Source organism: Nocardia sp. NPDC060220 (assembly GCF_042727815.1).
GTDB lineage: Bacteria > Actinomycetota > Actinomycetes > Mycobacteriales > Mycobacteriaceae > Nocardia.
The window spans coordinates 1-17,967 of sequence record NZ_JBHWZY010000025.1; the positions used below are offsets into that span (position 1 = coordinate 1).

General features: G+C 68.0%; 14 protein-coding genes and 1 tRNA gene. 6 read left to right on the top strand and 9 right to left on the bottom strand.

The window, feature by feature from the left end:
- Together ACFWF3_RS02485 and ACFWF3_RS02490 are read left to right on the top strand one after the other, a co-directional pair.
- Positions 1 to 1,077: DNA polymerase III subunit delta' (locus tag ACFWF3_RS02485; protein ID WP_379312156.1), on the top strand; the 1,077-nt coding region annotated here is incomplete at its 5' end.
- Between the two features lie 58 nt (positions 1,078 to 1,135).
- Positions 1,136 to 1,208, top strand: a tRNA-Thr gene (locus ACFWF3_RS02490).
- 51 nt (positions 1,209 to 1,259) lie between these two features.
- On the opposite strand, the gene ACFWF3_RS02495 is transcribed toward ACFWF3_RS02490, so the two are convergent.
- Positions 1,260 to 2,141: a hypothetical protein gene (locus ACFWF3_RS02495; RefSeq protein WP_379312157.1), complete on the bottom strand. Its 882-nt coding sequence runs from the start codon at positions 2,139 to 2,141 to the stop codon at positions 1,260 to 1,262.
- A 109-nt stretch (positions 2,142 to 2,250) separates the two neighbouring features.
- Between ACFWF3_RS02495 and ACFWF3_RS02500 the strand changes: the two genes are divergently transcribed.
- Together ACFWF3_RS02500 and ACFWF3_RS02505 are read left to right on the top strand one after the other, a co-directional pair.
- Positions 2,251 to 2,832 carry an ArsR/SmtB family transcription factor gene (locus ACFWF3_RS02500; protein WP_379312158.1) on the top strand — a complete coding sequence of 194 codons (582 nt, stop codon included), beginning with the start codon at positions 2,251 to 2,253 and terminating at the stop codon, positions 2,830 to 2,832.
- 8 nt (positions 2,833 to 2,840) lie between these two features.
- Positions 2,841 to 4,214, top strand: coding sequence for an alpha/beta hydrolase family protein (locus tag ACFWF3_RS02505; RefSeq protein WP_379312159.1), 1,374 nt, complete (start codon positions 2,841 to 2,843; stop codon positions 4,212 to 4,214).
- 95 nt (positions 4,215 to 4,309) lie between these two features.
- On the opposite strand, the gene ACFWF3_RS02510 is transcribed toward ACFWF3_RS02505, so the two are convergent.
- A complete protein-coding gene (locus ACFWF3_RS02510; RefSeq protein ID WP_378996431.1) occupies positions 4,310 to 5,398 on the bottom strand; it encodes an alpha/beta fold hydrolase in 1,089 nt (362 codons plus the stop codon).
- A 215-nt stretch (positions 5,399 to 5,613) separates the two neighbouring features.
- Between ACFWF3_RS02510 and ACFWF3_RS02515 the strand changes: the two genes are divergently transcribed.
- Complete coding sequence (locus ACFWF3_RS02515) at positions 5,614 to 6,078, top strand: DUF2752 domain-containing protein (RefSeq protein ID WP_379312160.1); 465 nt, start codon at positions 5,614 to 5,616, stop codon at positions 6,076 to 6,078.
- 38 nt (positions 6,079 to 6,116) lie between these two features.
- Positions 6,117 to 6,302: a hypothetical protein gene (locus tag ACFWF3_RS02520; protein ID WP_379312161.1), complete on the top strand. Its 186-nt coding sequence runs from the start codon at positions 6,117 to 6,119 to the stop codon at positions 6,300 to 6,302.
- Here ACFWF3_RS02520 and ACFWF3_RS02525 read toward each other — a convergent pair.
- From ACFWF3_RS02525 to ACFWF3_RS02555, 7 genes are all read right to left on the bottom strand, one after another.
- On the bottom strand, positions 6,287 to 7,642 hold the full coding sequence (locus tag ACFWF3_RS02525) for a M1 family metallopeptidase (RefSeq protein WP_379312162.1): 1,356 nt from the start codon (positions 7,640 to 7,642) through the stop codon (positions 6,287 to 6,289). The two genes, ACFWF3_RS02520 and ACFWF3_RS02525, sit on opposite strands and share 16 nt — an antisense overlap.
- Entirely contained in the window at positions 7,642 to 11,550 is a 3,909-nt protein-coding gene (locus ACFWF3_RS02530) for a Pls/PosA family non-ribosomal peptide synthetase (protein ID WP_379312163.1), read from the bottom strand. Before ACFWF3_RS02530 ends, ACFWF3_RS02525 begins: the two co-directional genes overlap by 1 nt.
- Before the next feature lie 156 nt (positions 11,551 to 11,706).
- Positions 11,707 to 12,141: a MarR family winged helix-turn-helix transcriptional regulator gene (locus ACFWF3_RS02535; RefSeq protein WP_378996442.1), complete on the bottom strand. Its 435-nt coding sequence runs from the start codon at positions 12,139 to 12,141 to the stop codon at positions 11,707 to 11,709.
- Between the two features lie 110 nt (positions 12,142 to 12,251).
- Positions 12,252 to 13,508 carry a hypothetical protein gene (locus tag ACFWF3_RS02540; RefSeq protein ID WP_379312164.1) on the bottom strand — a complete coding sequence of 419 codons (1,257 nt, stop codon included), beginning with the start codon at positions 13,506 to 13,508 and terminating at the stop codon, positions 12,252 to 12,254.
- Entirely contained in the window at positions 13,501 to 15,696 is a 2,196-nt protein-coding gene (locus ACFWF3_RS02545) for a S8 family peptidase (RefSeq protein WP_379312165.1), read from the bottom strand. The genes ACFWF3_RS02540 and ACFWF3_RS02545 overlap by 8 nt, the downstream gene beginning before the upstream one ends.
- A 24-nt stretch (positions 15,697 to 15,720) precedes the next feature.
- On the bottom strand, positions 15,721 to 16,839 hold the full coding sequence (locus ACFWF3_RS02550; RefSeq protein WP_379312166.1) for an AAA family ATPase: 1,119 nt from the start codon (positions 16,837 to 16,839) through the stop codon (positions 15,721 to 15,723).
- A 249-nt stretch (positions 16,840 to 17,088) separates the two neighbouring features.
- A complete protein-coding gene (locus ACFWF3_RS02555; RefSeq protein ID WP_379312167.1) occupies positions 17,089 to 17,793 on the bottom strand; it encodes a class I SAM-dependent DNA methyltransferase in 705 nt (234 codons plus the stop codon).
- Positions 17,794 to 17,967: the final 174 nt, after the last annotated feature.

A 17,967-nucleotide genomic window follows, 5' to 3' on the forward strand; every position in this document is an offset into this window, starting at 1 on the left:
GTAGTGCGCGATGCCGAACGCGGCATCTACACCGATCCGTCGAAGGTGCACCACATCGGCCACTACGGCAAGCACTACATCGTGCCGGGGATCCATGCCTGCACCACCACGATGGCCGGTACCCACGGTGACGTGCGGCGCATCATCCCCGAGGGACTGAGCATCAGCACCAAGGAGATGCGGGCCATCGTGCAGATCGCGGCACGCCGCCCGAGCACCGGTCGCTGGCAGGTCGTGGTCGTCGAAGATGCCGACCGCCTCACCGAGGGGGCCGCCAACGCGCTGCTCAAGGTGGTCGAGGAACCGCCGGACCGCACTGTCTTCCTGCTGTGTGCTCCCACCGTCGACCCCGAGGACATCTCCGTCACCCTGCGCTCGCGGTGCAGGCACGTTCACCTCGTGACACCGACCGTTCCCGCGATCGCCCAGGTCCTTCGCGAGCGCGACCGACTCGACGCGAAGACCGCCGACTGGGCTGCTTCGATCAGCGGCGGCCATGTCGGTCGAGCCCGCCGCCTCGCCACCGACGAGGACTCTCGCCAGCGACGCAAGCGTGCCCTCGCTCTGGTCACCGCGACCGAGCGCCCCGGCGCCGCCTACGCCGCCGCCGACGAACTGGTGAAGTCAGCCGACGACGAAGCCAAACTGATGAGCGCCGATCGCGACGACCGCGAACGCGACGAACTCGCCACCGCTCTCGGCGCGGGCGGCACCGGCAAGGGCTCGGCGTCCGCCACCCGCGGTTCGGCGGGCGTTCTCAAAGACCTCGAACGCCGCCAGAAGTCCCGCGCCACCCGCACCGGCCGCGACGCACTCGATCGCGCCCTCATCGACATCGCCGGCATGTACCGCGACGCCCTGGCCATGCGATTCGCCGGCCGCGGCGCCCCCATCACCCTCACCCACCCCGACATGGCCGACGAGATCACCGACCTCGCCACCAACGTCCGCCCCGAAGGCCTGCTCCGCAGCATCGACGCCGTCCTGGCTTGCCGCGAAGCCCTCGACCTCAACGTGAAACCTCGCTTCGCCATCGCCGCCATGACCGCCACCCTCATCACCGCCCGCACCACCTGACCACCCGTTTTCGCGTTCTACCCCTTCCCGCGATAGACTCGCGTCGCCGAAATGGCACGCCGCCTTAGCTCAGTCGGTAGAGCGCTTCACTCGTAATGAAAAGGTCGGGGGTTCGATTCCCCCAGGCGGCTCCGAGGTCATCAGACCCTTTCCGGGAAACCGGGGAGGGTCTTTTGCTGTATCTAGTGGCCGCCGAGGAGGTTCCAGACTGTTCGGCGTTCGTGGGTGATGTCGATCGGGGCGCCTGCGAGGGTGGTGAGGAGGTCGGGGAGGGGCCAGGTGGCCAGGTGGGCGTAGCGGGCTGAGTAGAGGCCGAGGTGGGTGAGGGCGTAGGTGTCGGTGTGGTCGAAGAGGACGTAGGCGATGACCTGGTAGAGGTCGTGGGAGGTCAGGGAGTCGGCGCGGATGCCGGTGCGCTGGTTCTTCGGGCCGAGGTGGGTTTTGAGGTCGAGGAGCAGGCCTGCGCTGATGAGGTCGGCGTCGGCGTTGCACAGGACCGAGGCATCGAAGGTGGGGCCGGGGAAGGTCGGGGGGTGCAGGTGGGGGAGGAGGTGTTCTTCGGCGAGGCCGCGGAGTTCCCAGAGTTGGCGGATGGCGTCGGGGGGCGCGAGGGCCAGGAGGTGCTCGGGGGTGAAGCGGTCGGTTTCGAGCAAGTTGTCCAGTGCTAACTCGCGCAGCAGGCCGCGCCGGTAGACGTCGGTGCACAGGGCAAGGGCCCAGCAGGCTCGGCTGAGTCGGTCGACGTCGGTGGCGGTCGGGGCGACCGCGGCCTGAGCGGTCTCGATCACCGACTCGATGACGGCCGACTCTCGCGGATGGCCGAAGAATCCGAGTAGCGGCAGAACCGGCGCGTGTTCGGGGACCAGCAGGAACCTGATCTCGAAGTCGAACGCGGCGCCGAGGGTGGCCGGGTTCGCGCCGCCGGTGTCGACGAGTAGTGGTCCGGCTCCGCGCCGGTACTCGGCCTGCACGCCCCTGGTGTGGGGAAACCGTTCGCGCAGGTATTCGCGCAGCGGTGAGGTCTCGTCGCGCAGTGCGGCGGACAGATTGGTGTAGACGTACACGGACCCTCCGTCTCCAGAGACGAGCGTGCTGTCGATAGTGCCATGGGCCGGACCCCATGTTGCATAAATTTCTTTGCACAGATATTTGTGCAAAGAGTACGTTGTAACTATGGCCGACGAGGTACCGCCCCGAGAGATCACCGATCCCGCAGCGCTGCGCGCGCTCGCGCATCCCCTGCGTCAGCGCATCCTGCGCGCGCTCGCCGAGAACGGACCGGCCACCGCGACAGCATTGGGCGCTCGGCTGGGCGAGAACACCGGCGCGACCAGTTACCACCTGCGCCAACTCGCCGAACACGGCTTCATCGAAGAGGCGCCCGAACTGGCCAAGGGCAAGGAGCGGTGGTGGCGTTCGCCGCCGAAGGACCTGCGCTACCGGATGGATCGCGAGCAGTCACCGGAGCTCCGCGAGTTGATGGAAGGTCTTGTCGCGCAGCACATCGCCGAAGACATCGAGATGTTCCAGCGCTTCCAGGCCGAGCGTGCCGAGCTGGGCGAGTGGGCCGACATGATGCCCTTCTCGCGTGGCGCGATCTACGCGACGCCGACCGAACTCGAGGAATTCTTCGAGGACTACATGACGCTGCTCAAGCGTTTTCAGCAGTCGCACCCGCAGGATCGCCCGGGCGCCCGCCGTGTGCTGACGCGCTTCCTCGCCTTCCCCGCACCTCGTACGAACACCGCAAACTAGGACTTGGCGTGCTCTCGTTTTTCCGACGAATCATCCTGCTCACCTTTATGATCACCGTCGTCGCCGGATTTCCGGCGGCGCACGCGCAGAACACCATCACCGTCGACATCACCGTCACCCGCTCGGACGGCACGACCACCGCGGGCACCGTGCATGCTCCGGCGGGCGCGTCCGGCAGGCCGGGCGTCGTGCTCGTCCACGGATCGGGCGACGGCAGCGGCGAGCACTACGACCATGTCGCCGAGGCGTTCGCCCGCGCTGGCATCGTCGCGTTGCGCTACGACAAGCGCACCGAGGATTACACGCCGTCGCACCGTGACTACTCCCTCCTGGCCGACGACGCGCTGGCAGGCGTTGCCGCACTGCGGAATCGGCCCGAGGTGGACCCGGCGCGAGTGGGTCTGTGGGGCCTGTCGGAGGGCGGATGGGTCGCGCCCCTCGCCGCGTCGCGATCCGGCGACGCGGCGTTCTTGATCACGATCGGCGCGAATTCGGCCGCACCCGCCGCGCAACAGAACTGGGCGAACGAGACGCGGTTCGGTGCGGCGGGCGTGCGCGGTTCGATGGTCGATGTGCTGGCCCGCAACGGTATTCGTCAGCTGGTCGCGGCCGGTCAGTTCGCCCAAGCCGACTACGACCCGATCCCGGTGCTGGAGCGGATCACCCAGCCGGTCCTGGCGATCTGGGGTGATCTGGACCGTCTGACTCCACCCGGTGACAGTCTGCGCGGCTTCCAGACCGCCTTCGAGCATGCCGGAAAGACGAACTACACGCTGCGCACCCTCCCGAACGCCCAGCACGCCGGACAACCGACCACCGATGGCTTCGACAAACTTTCCGGTTTGGCGCCGGGATATGGCGAGCTCATGGGTGATTGGGTCAACGGGCTTCCCGGCTCCGCGACACCGCCGACAACGGATCAACCTGCGGCACAGGGGCATTCGGTGCGGGCGCTGACTCCCACCGCATGGTGGGAATCGACCGCGGTGCAGCTGACCTTGCTGTTCGGCACGATCCTGGCGCTGGGCGGCTACGCGTGCACCGGAAAGGTCCGCTCCTGGCGACTGCCCGATCGGCTGCCGGCGCGAGTGCTGTTGTGTACGACGGTGATCGGCATCCTCGGCACGATCGTCCAGCTCGGCTACATCCTCACCACCCGCGCAACCTCGTTCGGCCCCTTGCTGTTCGGCCGAACCCTGCCCTGGCTGGCATTGCAGCTGATCGCCTTCGGCGCGGTGGTCGCGCTCGGTTTCGTGCTCGCCCGCGCCCGTCACACCCTCGCCGGTGCGAGCGCCGGAGCGCGGACCCGATGGGTCCTCTTGGTCTGCGGTGGAACAGGTTTCGTGCTCTGGGCACTGTACTGGGGTCTGCTGCTCCCTTGAACCTACGAGAAAGGCCCCCGACGAGGTCGGGGGCCTTCTTCGCGGTTACTCCTGAGCCGATCGCCGTTGATCGGTCTCAGGAGAACTGGCTCGGGTCAGCGGGCAGCGACGTTGCGGCGGGTGGCCCGAGAGTTCATGGAGCTGCGCAGGATCTGGTGCAGAACGGCGTCGAAGGCGTCGGTGTCTTCGACATTGCTGAGGTGGCCGTGCGGCAGCACGTGGAAATCGGCCAGGTGGCCGGTGCGGCGCAGGGTGTCGACGATCGGGCGTGACAGGCGCTGCGGCAGCAGCCGGTCCCTGGCGCCGGCGATCACCGTGGTCGGGACGGTGAGGTTGGCGGTGCCCGCCGACAGATCCATGTCGGCCATCGCGGCAGCGTGGCGCCCGCGCGCGATCGGACGACAGGAGCGGATGATGCCCATCGCGAAGTCGACCTCGTCGGCAGTGGCCTCGGGGGTGAGAATGCGACTGCGCAGAACCTGCTGGGTGAGCCAGCCGCCGGGGATCGGCAGCGGCGCGAACAGCAGCGACTCGCTGACCGGCTGCGGCATCCGTACCGGTGCGCCGAGCAGCGTGACCGGGTATTGCGCGACGGTGAGCTGCTTGTTCAGCAGCGGCAGCATGTCGGTTTCCCAGCGGATCGCGGCATTGGCGGTGTTGGCGAGCAGCACGGCGGACGCGCGTCGGGAGACCTGTTCGGGGTGATGCTTGGCCCAGGCCTGAATGGTGAGCCCGCCCATGCTGTGCCCGGCCAGGACCGCTTTCTCGTCTTCGCGCAGCGTTGCGTCGAGGACGGCGGACAGGTCGTCGGCCAGGGTGTGTTCGCTGGGGGCGGCGGTGCCGAGGGTGGAGGCGCCGTGGCCGCGCTGGTCGTAGCTGACCACGCGGTACTCGCCGGCGAAGGCGGTGATCTGCGGGTTCCAGTATTCGATACTGCAGGCCCAGCCATGGATGAGGACCAGGGTGGGGGCGGTATCGGGACCGTAGACATGGACCCGGAGCTGCGCGCCGTCCGCGGTGGTCACCGGGACGACCCGGTGCTCGACGGTGGGGGCGTTGAATTTCGCGGTGGCGAAACTGCGGGTACGCAGCCCGGCACGGAACTGTGCGGTCAGTGCGCCGGTCTCGAGGTGAGAGACCATGGATCGCGCTGCCGCGAGCGTCATCATCGACTTCGCAAGCATTGTCGGCACTCCTTTGTGTCGTAGGCCACCGTACAGTGCAAGCCAGGGTGCTAGCTAGTGTTAGCGGGTCACAGTGTCCCACTTGTTGTGAACTGGGTCACCGAGCGTGTCGGCATTGTGAAATCGCCTGAAATCAGCGAAAAATTACACCGGATGGGCACGATCGGGCATCGGTCGCGCTGGCGGCGGCGGACGGCCGCCGCTACCGTATTGGAGTGGACAAAACGCACGTCACGGCCGAGTTTTCCGGCGCGGACCCGAACCGGGGTACCGCGCGCTCGACCTGGCAGCGGATGACGCCACCCCTGCTCGCCGCCGGTCTCGGCGTCGGCACGCTGGCCCTGCTGCATTTCCGTGACCCGCACGTCGAGGGTTCCTACGGGCTGTGCCCGGTGTACGCGCTGTTCGGGGTGTACTGCCCCGGGTGCGGCGGCATGCGCGCGATGCACAACCTCACCGACGGCAACATCGTCGACTCGCTGCACAGCAATCTGCTGGCTCTGCCGCTGACCGTGGCCTTCGCGGTCTTCCTCATCGACTGGATCCTGCGCGCTCGTCGCGGACAACGGTGGCGCGTGCCCGGGCTCAGCGCGGTGACCGTGTGGTCTTTCTTCGGCCTGCTCGTCCTCTATACCGTGCTCCGCAACACGCCATGGGGAACGTGGCTCACCCCCGTCTGACGCTGGTTCGCGAGCTGATTACCGGGCACCCTGGAGATATGGGCGATTCACTGAAAGACAGAGTCCGGCGGAAGTTGCAGCGTCAGCTCGCCCAGGACGGACCCGACCCCGAGCAGGACGACGCCAGGACCATCTCGGTCGCCGACGATCTCGAGGCGCTGGAGATGGTGCAGGCCGACGATCCGTTCATCGAGGAATTGGCCCAGCGCTATCTGGTGTTCTGATGCGCCTGCCCGCCCAGCGGCGGTAGTTGCGGCAGCGGCTTGGTCCCGAGCCAGATCGCGAACAACCCACGCAACGGCGCCACGCTGTAATGACCGGCCAGGTCGACGAACTCCTCCGTAGTAATAGAGGAATGCAGGAAGCGCGCGGTCCATTCGCGAATCAGCTCGAAGAACAGATGGTCGCGTAGTTCCAGCCGCAGCGCGTGCAGGGTGAGCGCCCCGCGCTTGTAGACCCGGTCGTCGAACATGTCCTTGGGTCCGGGATCGCCGACGATGATGTCCTGCGGCTGACGCGCCAGGTTCGCGCGCGCCGCCCGCGCCAGCTGATCGGCGGTCGGTCCACCGGACGCTTCGGACCAGATCCATTCCGCGTAACAGGCGAAACCTTCGTGCAGCCAGATGTCCTGCCACCGCTTCAGCGTGAGGCTGTTGCCGAACCATTGATGCGCGAGTTCGTGTGCGACAAGACGTTCCGCGCCGCGCTTGCCATCGCAATGGTTGGCACCGAAGATCGAAATGCCCTGCGCCTCGATCGGGATGTCGAGCTCGTCGTCGGTGACGACCACGGAGTAGTCGTCGAACGGGTACGGCCCGAACCGCTCGGTGAACAAGGCCATCATCTCGGGCTGACGCGCGAAGTCGTGTTCGAAGTGCGCCCGCAACCGCGGCGGGATGACCGCGTGCATCGGTACCGGTTCACCCACGGCGCCGACCCGGTACTTGCGGTAGTTGCCGATCTGGATCGTCGCCAGATAGCTCGCCATCGGCTCGGCCATCTCGTACACCCAGGTGGTCTGGCTGGCCTTGGCCTGCTTACCGACCAGGGTGCCGTTGGCCATCGCGTAGAACGGGCTGTCGGTGGTGATCGAAATCCGGTAGGAGGCTTTGGAACTCGGGTGGTCGTCGCACGGGAACCACGACGCGGCGCCGTTGGGCTGGCTCGCCACCAGCGCGCCCTCGGTGAGTTCTTCCCAGCCGACCTCGCCCCACGGGCCGCGCACCGGCTTGGGGGTGCCCGAGTAGTGGACGGTGATCTCGAGAACGCCACCGGCGGGGATCTTCTGCTGCGGCGTGAGCGCGAGTTTGCCCTGCTGATGGACGAATTTCACCGCCTTCGATCCGTTGACGAGAACCTTCGACACCATCAATGCCTGCGACATGTCGAGGGTGAACCACGGCCGCACCGCAGTGGTGACCGCGATGATCACCGCACGCCCGGCGAGCCGGTTGCTGGCCGGTCGGTAGCTCAGTTCCAGCTCGTAGCGGGACACGCGGTAGCCGCGATTGCCGTTCTGCGGCAGGTACGCGTCGATGGGGTCCTCGTAGAACTTGCTCCGCATCAGGCGGCTCCGCGCTGCCTCGACTCCCGCGTCGAGGCGGGATCGGTCCAGTGCGCGATGGGATTGCCCCACCAGCGAGTCGACGGCGGAACCACGTCGCCGCGCATGACGAGCGACGCCGGGCCGATGGTGGCGCCCGCCCCGATGTGGGCGGCGGGCAGGGCGACGCAGTGCGGGCCGAGGGTGGCGCCCGCGTCGAGTGTCACGGTGTCCATGGACATGATGCGGTCGTGGAACAGGTGTGTCTGCACCACGCAGCCGCGCTCCACGGTCGCGCCGTCACCGAGTGTCACCAGGTCCGCCTCCGGTAGCCAGTAGGACTCGCACCATACCCCGCGGCCGATCTTGGCACCGAGTCCGCGAAGCCACAGATTCATGACGGGAGTACCCGTGGCGGCCCGCGCGAACCACGGCGCCGCGACGGTCTCGACGAAGGCGTCGGAGACCTCGTTGCGCCACACGAACGAGCTCCACAGCGGGTACTCCACCGCGCGAATCCGCCCGACGATCAACCACTTGGCGGCCACCGCGATGGCACCGGCGACAGCGCCCGCGGCCATCAGTACCAGACCTGAGACAAGAGCCGCGACAAGGTAATCGGTGTGCTGAGCGATCAACGCGAGCACGAGCAGCACGCTGAGACCGATAGCGAAGGTCACCATCACCGGGATCAACCGGCAGGTCTCCACGAAGGCACGGGCCAGCTTGAGCCGCAGTGGCGGATCGAACGTGCGCGAGGTGTCGCTGGATTCGGTCGCGCGACGAAGCCGCACCGGCGGGCTGCCCAGCCAGGACGAGCCTGCCTTGGCCTTGTTCGGCGCGGCCGAGAGCACCGCGACCAGACCGTTCTTGGGCACGCGCCGACCGGGCGCGGTCATCCCCGAATTGCCGAGGAAGGCGCGCTTGCCTACCTTGGATTCGCCGATGCGCAGCCAGCCGCCACCGAGCTCGTAGCTACCGATCATGGTGTCGTCGGCCAGGAACGCGCCGTCGGAGATCACGGTGAACTTGGGCAGCATCAGCACGGTCGACGCTTCGACGTTCTTGCCGATCTTCGCGCCGAGCAGGCGCAGCCAGATGGGGGTGAGCAGGCTGGCGTACAGCGGGAACAGGAACGTGCGGGCGGAATCGAGCAGGCGTTCGGTGGCCCACACCTGCCAGCCGGTCCGGCTGCGCACGGGGTGGTAGCCCTCGCGCAGACCGATGCTGAGCAGCCGCACCGCGAGCACGGTCGCCACGGCGTACACGCCGAGACTGAGCAGCGTGGCGAGCGGCAGGATGGCGAAACCGTGCAGGGCGGCGGCGCTGATCGTGGTCTCCTCGCGGACCCACCAGGCGATGAAGGTGCCGCCGACGGCCAGGCCGAACACGGGCATCGCGGCCAGCACCATCGACGACAGGCCGAACACGACCAGCCAGTGCCTGGCGCGTTCCGGGGAGTGGTCGGGCCAGCGGCGCGGTGCCTTCCCGGTCTTGGTGGCGGGCGAACCCGCCCATTCCTGTTCGCCCTTGACCTTGCCCGAGACGGCGGAGCCCGGGGCGATCTCGGCCTTCTTGCCGATCTTGGTGCCGGGCAGCAGGATCGAGCGGGCGCCGATCACCGCGCCGTCACCGATGGTGATACCGCCGATGTGCACGATGTCGCCGTCGACCCAGTAGCCGGACAGGTCGACCTCGGGTTCGACGCTGGCGCCGTCGCCGAGTTCGAGCATGCCGGTGACCGGCGGCAGGCTGTGCAGGTCGACGCCCTTGCCGATCTTGGCGCCGAGCGCGCGAGCGAACGGAACCATCAGCGGTGCGCCGGACAGGCTTTCGGCGCCACTGGCCTCGGACAGGCGTACGGCGGCCCATAGACGTAGGTGCACGGCCGAGCCGCGGGGGTAGGACCCGGGCCGAAGTCCGGCGAGCAGAATTCGGGCGCCCGCCACGCAGATCGTCATGCGGCCGATCGGCGAGATGAACAGCACGAATGCCAGCAGAATCCACCACCAGGACAGGCGTGGCAGCCACGGCAGCGAACCCGACCAGCCCGCGATGCCCGAGACCACGGTCAGCCACGTGACCCACTGCAACCCCGTGAGGGTGGTCAGCGGGATCGTGGCCAGCACCTGGGCGATCTGGGCGCGCACCGGCGTCGGCTGCACGACGCGCACGTCGACGGCCGCGACCGGTGCGCTGCCGTCGAGCAGTTCGACCAGCGAACCGAGCCGCGGGTGGTCGTAGAGATCGGCGACGGTGACGTGCGGGTACCGCTCACGCAACGCGCCGACGAGCTGCGCCGCCGACAGTGAGCCGCCGCCGAGATCGAAGAATTCCGCGTCGAGATCGGTGGGCTGGGTGCCGAGGATCGCGTCCCACAGGTTCGCCACCCACGCCGCGGTGCCGGACAGTCCCGTCTCGGGTTCGTCGGTCGACGGCAGCGGCCATGGCAGTGCGTCGCGGTCGACCTTGCCGGAGGTGCGGGTCGGCAGGTCGGCGACGACAGCCAGTCGCGGCACCAGCGGAGCCGGAAGTTGTTCGGCCAGAATCTCTCTGGCCTTCTTCACATCGAAATCAGGACCGGCGCCGGTGAGGTAGCCGACGAGAATCTTGTTGCCGGCCTTGGTGGTTCGGATCGCGGCGGCCGCGCCGCTGACACCCGGCAGATGCTGGAGCGCGTTGTCGAGCTCGCCGAGTTCGATGCGGCGGCCACCGATCTTGATCTGGTCGTCGGCGCGGCCGAGGAAGATCAGGCCCTCGCGGTCGTTGCGGACCAGATCCCCACTGCGATAGGCGCGTTCCCACCCGAGGGAGGGCAGCGGCGCGTACTTCTCGGCGTCCTTGGCCGGATCGAGGTAGCGGGCCAGTCCGACGCCACCGATCACGAGTTCACCGGTTTCGCCTTCGCCCACCGGGTTGCCTTGCGGGTCGACGACGGTGAGGTCCCAGCCGTCGAGCGGCAGGCCGATCCGGACGGGCATCTCGCCGGTGAGCAGTGCGGCACAGGCGACCACGGTCGCCTCGGTGGGCCCGTAGGTGTTCCACACTTCGCGGTCGGCGCCGGTCAGCCGTTCGGCCAGCTCCGGCGGTACCGCCTCGCCGCCGAAGATCAGCAGTCGCACCGATTCCAGCGCCTGGGCAGGCCAGGTCGCGGCCAGCGTCGGCACCGTGGAGACGATGCTGATCTCGCGGCGCATCAGCCACGGGCCGAGGTCGGCGCCGGTGCGCACCAGATCGCGCGGCGCCGGAACCAGGCAGGCGCCGTTGCGCCAGGCCAGCCACATTTCCTCGCAGGAGGCGTCGAAGGCCACCGACAGGCCGGCCAGGACCCGGTCGCCGGGGCCGATCGGGGCCTTTCGCAGGAAGAGCCGGGCCTCGGCGTCGACGAAGGCGGCGGCATTGCGATGGGTTACCGCAACCCCTTTCGGGGTGCCGGTGGAGCCGGAGGTGAAAATGATCCAGGCGTCGTCGGCGGGGGTGGGCAGGGTGTTCCAGTCGTGGTCGCCGGTGGCCGTGGTGGCCGACTCGATGCCGTCGCCGGTGGCGATCGCGCTCACCCTCGCCTCGCCGAAGACGAGCCTGGCTCGCTCCTGCGGGTCGTCGGCGTCGACGGGCACGTAGGCGGCGCCGCAGTAGAGCACGGCCAGAATCGTCACGTACAGCGCGGCGGAGCCCGAGGGCATCCGCACGCCGACCCGGTCGCCCGGTCGCACGCCCGCCTCGGTGAGCTCGGCCATCCTGGCCTCGATCGTGGCGATCAGTTCCATGTAGCTGAGCACAACGGTGCCGTCGTCGATGGCCGGTGCGTCCGGGTGTGCGAGGGCGGTGCTGGTCAGGATGTCGACCAGGGTGCGCGGCGGCGCGGCGAGATCCGCGCGCAACAGCGGGTCGCGCAGGACCGCCGGTACCTCAGTGTGTGGCTCGAGCATCGTGCTCAGTCCACCTCTCATCGGTTGACCCCCATCGGTGGTGTCTGTTGTTTCATGAGCGGGTTACCGGAGGGCAAACAGGATGGTCACCAGATGCCAACGGTACTCGGTGCGGGTGTTGCCGGACGGCAGCGAAAGGCGTGCCGTCGGCGCTGTTCACGACGGTGATTCCGGCAATTCGCCGAGGGCGGTGACCGCCAGCCGGTGCAGCGTCCGCTGTTCGTCTTCATCCAGGCCGCTCAGCACGCGGGCGGTGGCCTCGGCGATCAGCTTGTCGGTGCGTTTGCACTGCTTGCGCCCGGCCTCGGTGATCCGCAGCCGGTATTTGCGGCGATCCTTGCCGTCGCGGGTGCGCTCTACCAGGTCGGCGCGTTCCAGCGCGTCGATCAGGCGGACGACTTCACTGCGGTCGATACCGAGCGCGTCGCCCACCTTCTTCTGCGTCAGGTCGGCGTTTTCCTCGATGAAGGTGAGCACCCAGTGATCGCGCAACGGGACGCCGATCTCGGCGTGCAGCGCCTTGGTGAGCCGTCCGAGCGCGTACACCGGGTAGCGGGGAAGGCCGCGGACGGAGTTCGTGTTCGTGGACATGAGAGGGAACTCTAGCAAATAGTGGAGGTGCCCAATCATCTTGGGTGTCCATCATGGGGTGCGTAGATGGTTGGAAACTGGGTGTGATCAGGCAACTCGGGGGCAATCGGTCAGGGGTAACCGACCACGTTGCGTGCGCGTGGCGAGCGCCCGGACTGATAGGTCTCGGCGCGGCGCCGGACCTGAGCGTGGATGCTCGATGTGGGATCGAGATCGGCGAGGTCGAACGAGATCTTGCCGCCGTGGTCGTGGTGGATGACCAGGGAATCGTCGAGGACGCGGTAGACCGCGCGAACCTCACCGTCGGACCAGGCTGCGACGTACCGCACCGCGACAGCCCGGTGCAGCGCGAGTCGCCAGTACTTGCTGGTTCGCTCGCGCAATCGGTCGGCGTCGACGCCGTCGTACCAGCTGGGCTCCGTGATGTGCGAGGAGCTGCCCGCCTGTGCCCAACGGTCGGCGGCGCTCAGGTCGACCCACAGAATCTCGCCGTCGCCGACCTGGTGGCCCGCGCGGGTCACGCGGAGTGACGGCGGCCGCCGGGGCGGTTTGGCGCGTGTGCCGACGACGGTGACGGCGGGCGTGCCGGGCAGTCGCGTTGCCGGGTCCACGGGCTGGTAGCCGGGATTGTCCTCGCGGACGAAGCCGAGGACGCGGTCGAACGCCGACAGGCCCGGTGCGGGGGCGCAACCGTCCAGGCACAGCAGGGTGCGGCCGAGTGCGAAGACGAGGTCCGCCGCGATCGAACCCCGCTTGTCCTCGTCGAACGCGCGGGTGAGGACCTGTGCGGGGACGATCACGATCGAGGTATCCGAGGGGCTGGTGTGCTCGGCGCAGCGGGTGAGGTGACCGACGTGCGCCGACTCGGACTCGGCGTAGAACAGGTAGTACGCGGTGGCGCCGAAATGCGCTGCGGCGTCCTGCAGATCGGCTCGCTGCGCGGAAGGCAGAGCAGCCGATTTGATCGGTTCACCCTGTCTGGCCCGCTTGGCCTGGATGAGTAACCGCACTTCGCTGGCACCCGAAGGGTCCTGCACGCTGTAGATGAAATCCGCACCGACTCCGCGCCTGCCACGGGCCCGGTTACCGCCCTCCTCCGGTCGCGTCAGCAGCCGGAGGCCACCCGATCCCGTCGCCTGCGTCGCCGACCCCCACGACGTGCACCGCCGCGGCGGCACGCAATCGGGGCACGGCGCGTCGATGCGGTAGTCGACCCCGGTGAGATGGCCGAGCAGGATCTCGGTGAACGTCTCCTCCTGCCACGGAAACAGCCGCGCGCCCAGGTGCTGCAGCCGGTATACGCTCTGACAACTCAGCCGCCGCGCCGCGATCGGGTCGACGAAGATCTCCGCCGGGAACTCAGACATCGAGTGGGATCTCGATCGTCGGGCGGAGCGCTTCGAGCTGGGTGACATAGGCGCTGAGCACCCGCTCGTACAGGTCGTCGACCTTGGCGTGACGCACGGTGATCACCATCGAGTAGCGGATCGGCTGTGCGTTGACGGTGGGATGGCCCGATTCCCTGGCGGTGTGGTGGATGTCGAAGACCGGGTTGCGCAGGCTGTTGACGCGCTTGCTCCGCTCGGCGTGCAAGACGGTGTCCCACTTGTGGGAGTCACGGCGCAGCACGGCCTCGGGGTCGAGTTCGGTCGCGCGGAAGAACGGGGCCGAATCCGGGTGGATTCTGGTCGGTTCGGCGAACCGCTCGTCATGCGGACGGAACGTGACATCGAGGCCGCTGCGGGTGTAGCTGCCCGGGTCGGCGGGGTCGACCGGGGTAGCGAAGACCAGGGTCGCCCGAATGCGGACCATCCCGGCGGGAAGCGCTGCGGGGAGCGGAATCCGGGCGCGCAGGTACTTCGCGGGGGTGAGCTCACCCTGATAGAGAACTCTGGCTTCGCCGTCGCCGCACAGAACCATGTCGGCCAGGGTGGCGGCGATACGGCCGTGTCCTGAGTCGGAATCCGGTGAACTGGTGCGTCTTTCGGCAGTGTGCACGAGCAGGGCCTTCAGGTCTAGCGCACCGAGTTTCGGGCCGAACAGGGTGCGGGCGCCCAGTGCGGCGCGCAGGGCCATCGGGGCGGCGAAGCTGGTGCCGGAGTCGGGAACAGCGGTGCCGTCCGGTTCGACGACGTGGAACGGTTCGTGATCGCTGCCGCCGAAGGCGAGCAGGTCGGGCTTCACGGTGCCGGGGGATCGGCCCGGCCCGATCGCGGAGTACGGCGCGCGATTCCATTGCGCTCCCACCCGATCCGACGAACCGACCGCGAGCGCGTTGACGCTGTCGGCCGGAACCTGCACGCGCGCATTGCCACTCGGCTTGTCGGCCTCGCCGTTGTTGCCGACCGCGATGGTGGCCAGCGTGGTGCCGTCGCTGAGGTAGTCGTCCCAGAACGCGGTCCAGGCGTGCACTTCGTCGTCCTCGATGGGGAGTTCGGGCCCGATGCTGACATTGACGAACTCGTATTTGCGTTGGCGCAGCACGGTATCGATGCGCTCGATGGCCGAGTACAGCTCGCACTGGTCGTCGTCGGTGTCCTCGTCGAGCACCTGATAGTGGTCGATGTAGCCGTAGGGGACCGGGACCGGCTGGACGGGGTCCACGCTGCCGAACAGCAGCGCCGAGGTGACGCGGTGGCCGTGGTCGAGATAGGTGCGCTGCGGCGCGGCGCTGTCGGCGAAGGTGTGGGCGTCGACCCAGCGGGTCAGCGGAGTGCGTGCGGGGATGCCACCGTCGAAGACCGCGATGGTGAGTTCCCGGTCGGTCGGCTCGGCCGTCGGCAAGGCCGGGCGGAACGTCGACAGCGCTGTCCTGGTGGTGGTGTCGCGTCCGAGCTGGGTGCGCATGCGCGGCATGCGGCGGATCACCCTGGTGAAGGAGTAGCCGGCGAGCGCGGCGATGGCGGCGTGGGTTCCGGTGACGGGGACGAAGGCCAGACCACCGTTGTCGAGTCGGCGGTCGATGGCCACGTCGAGATCGAGATCGCGGGAGAAGTCGAGCAGACCCTGCAGGGCGATGTCGCGATCGGAGTGCAGCACCAATTCGGCGACGGTCTCCGAATTACGCGGTTGCGCTGCGAGTCTGAGCCTGTCGGCGGCATTGTTGAGCCGGAATTCCGCCAGGCTGACGATTCCGATCTCGGCGCCGCCCAGCGGTGTGTCGGCATTGATCCGCGCGGTGAGCAACTGCAGATTGACGCGGGTCGTCGCCAGGAACAGCAGGGTGCTCGCCCGTGGTCGGCCGTGCTCCGGCGCGATCGCCACCGGCCTGCTGCCCAGTGGATCCAACTGCATCGATGTGAGAAGTCTTGTGGGATAACCACTTTTGGACAGGTACTGCGGATGCAGAGTGACCGCCGTGACCGTCTCGTCCTCCGGGCAGGCCGTCTTCGGCAACGCGTCCGCACTCGAGGTGGCCGCGCTGAGCATCGGCGCGAGTCGGGCTCGCGCCTGCGCCACCGTGTACGGGGACTGCGGCGAGCCGCCCGATCTGCTGGGAGAGATGGGCGCGGTGAGTCGCTCACCGAAGCCGATCAGAAATCGCGGTCCCGCCACCGGTGAATCCCCCCAGCTGCCACGTTATTCCCGTCGATGCGTGAAACCACGAATGGTGTCGCGCGACACCCCCGTCAGCGCGCTGATCTGGCGCTGAGACAAGCCTGACACGCCCGTCAGCGTCTGTGCCAGCCGTAACCGATCCGTTTTGGGAAGTTCAGCTGCCAGTCGCGCGGAATGCTCGGCCATCAGCCCGGGCAGTAGCTGGTCCTCGAGCACGCAACGCCTGCGCAATCGCAACATCGCGCGCTCGATATCGTTGAACGACAAGCCCTTCGACGCCAGTGCGACCGCGTCCACCGCGCCGTCGGGCAGTGGCTGCCCGGCGAATCGGCGAATCGCCTCGCAGCGTTGCTCGGCCTCGGGCAACGCGAACTCCACGCTCACATCGAAGCGCCGCCACACGGCCGGATCCAGCAGATCGGCGTGGTTGGTCGCGCCGATGACCAGGCCCCCGCCGGTCGGCCAGTCGTCGATCTGCTGGAGCAGCACCGTCACCAGTCGCTTCAACTCGCCCACATCGCGATCGTCGTCGCGACGCTTGGCGATGGCATCGAGCTCGTCGAGCAGCAGAACGCACGGCCGCTGCTTGGCGTAGTCGATGGCATGGCGCAGGTTGGTGCCGGTCTTGCCGAGCAGGCTGCTCATGATGGTCGCCAAGTCCAGGACCACCAGCGGCAGCGACAGTTGGTGGGCCAGCCAGGCCGCGGCCATCGTCTTGCCGACACCGGGCGGACCGACGAACAGCAAGCTGCCGGCCGGAGTCAGATCGGCGGCGGCCAGCCGGTCGGCCTGCCTGCGTTCGTCGACGATCTGGGTGAGCACGTCATAGGTTTCGGCGGCCAGGATCGGCACTTCGGCGGTGGAACCGGGCGGGATCACCCGCAGCAGCGGCAGCCGGCTGTCGCCGTCGACCGGAATCGGCGTATCCACTTCCGCGCGTAGGGGATTGGCGCGCGTGGGATTCTGACGCAGCAGCGCGATCAGCGCATCGGCCAGTTCCGGACTGGCATGCCGGTGGCGGCGCGCGGCGCGGCGCACGAACATTGCGACGTCCTGCTCGCGCCCGGCGAGCGCCAATCTGGCCAGGTGGACGAATTCGTCGGGTAGATCGGCGCTCACGTCCGCCGAAGTGGAGCTCAAGGCGTGTGACATGGTCTTCTTCCGATCAACTACGTGGACTATTTTCGCTTCACTCGATCGTACGGCGTCCATCATGGGCAAAGTTCACCCCTTGTGTACCGGTTTGACATCGGACCCCACCCGCAGCGCCACATTGATCTGCCGAGCCCTCAGCGCAGCGATTCCCTTCGTCGGATGCTAGTTCCGCCACGCCCCCTCATGGGCGATTCCCTTCGTGTCGGGCGTGCCTCGAAGCGTGCGGCTCGGTGCCTATGCGATGTCGAGCGTCCAGACCAGCGCCATGGTGAACGGGTGGCCGCGCAGGTCGGCCCACTTGGGTTTCGCCGCGAGCCAGGCGTCGTCCACCAGGGCCTCGGCCGCTTCGGTGAGGACCCAGCCCGCGTCGGTGCCCGCGGTGATGTGCTCGCTCAGCAGGTGCAGGTGGGTGCTGATCGCGATCGGATCGCCCCCAGCCGGGGTGTAGTGCGTCGGCATGCCGGTGACCATCATGAACTGTGGGTGGTAGCTGACGTGGGCGAACGTGGCTCCCGGGACAGCCAGCCGCGCGGCCTCGGTGTAGAACGGGCGCAGGTCCGGCAGGTGTTCGTCGATCAGTGAGGAGATCACGAGATCGTAAGTGCTGCTGGGTAATTCGGTGGCACACACGTCGGCTTTGGTGAGTGTGCGGTGTACACCGCGTACGCGGGCACGGGCCAGCATGCCCGCGCTCAGATCGACGCCGTCGATCTCGGCGCTACTGCGGCTGCGCAACCACGCGCCGGTTCGCCCCGTCCCGCAACCCAGGTCGACCGCCTGGCGCACTCCCGCCCAATCCGGGCGGCGAAGCCGATCCAGCAGCGCCGAGTCCATCTCGTCCATCACGGTGCGCTCGTAGGTGTCGGCCCAGCCGTCGTAGCCGGTGGCGACATCGACGGTGGGGTAGTGGCGTCGGTCGAAATCGGCGAAGGCAGGCATACCCGGAGTATCACAAGGGAAAGCGCACGTGGACAACCGATTTCCCGCTGCGGTCGCGACGGCCCGGCCGCCGCGCCGAACCGGGAGATCGCGTGGGTGGCCGGAGGCGGCTACGAGCGCGCCGACGATCGGTGGTTGACAGGTTCGGTGGTCGTCTGTCACTCTCGTTGCAGG

What these genes read in the sequence shown, in the direction of transcription:
- ACFWF3_RS02500 (WP_379312158.1), top strand. Translation starts at nt 2,251, where the DNA reads ATGGCCGACGAGGTACCGCCCCGAGAGATCACCGATCCCGCAGCGCTG.
- ACFWF3_RS02530 (WP_379312163.1), bottom strand. Translation starts at nt 11,550, where the DNA reads ATGCTCGAGCCACACACTGAGGTACCGGCGGTCCTGCGCGACCCGCTG.
- ACFWF3_RS02535 (WP_378996442.1), bottom strand. Translation starts at nt 12,141, where the DNA reads ATGTCCACGAACACGAACTCCGTCCGCGGCCTTCCCCGCTACCCGGTG.
- ACFWF3_RS02520 (WP_379312161.1), top strand. Translation starts at nt 6,117, where the DNA reads ATGGGCGATTCACTGAAAGACAGAGTCCGGCGGAAGTTGCAGCGTCAG.
- ACFWF3_RS02510 (WP_378996431.1), bottom strand. Translation starts at nt 5,398, where the DNA reads ATGCTTGCGAAGTCGATGATGACGCTCGCGGCAGCGCGATCCATGGTC.
- ACFWF3_RS02540 (WP_379312164.1), bottom strand. Translation starts at nt 13,508, where the DNA reads ATGTCTGAGTTCCCGGCGGAGATCTTCGTCGACCCGATCGCGGCGCGG.
- ACFWF3_RS02555 (WP_379312167.1), bottom strand. Translation starts at nt 17,793, where the DNA reads ATGCCTGCCTTCGCCGATTTCGACCGACGCCACTACCCCACCGTCGAT.
- ACFWF3_RS02525 (WP_379312162.1), bottom strand. Translation starts at nt 7,642, where the DNA reads ATGCGGAGCAAGTTCTACGAGGACCCCATCGACGCGTACCTGCCGCAG.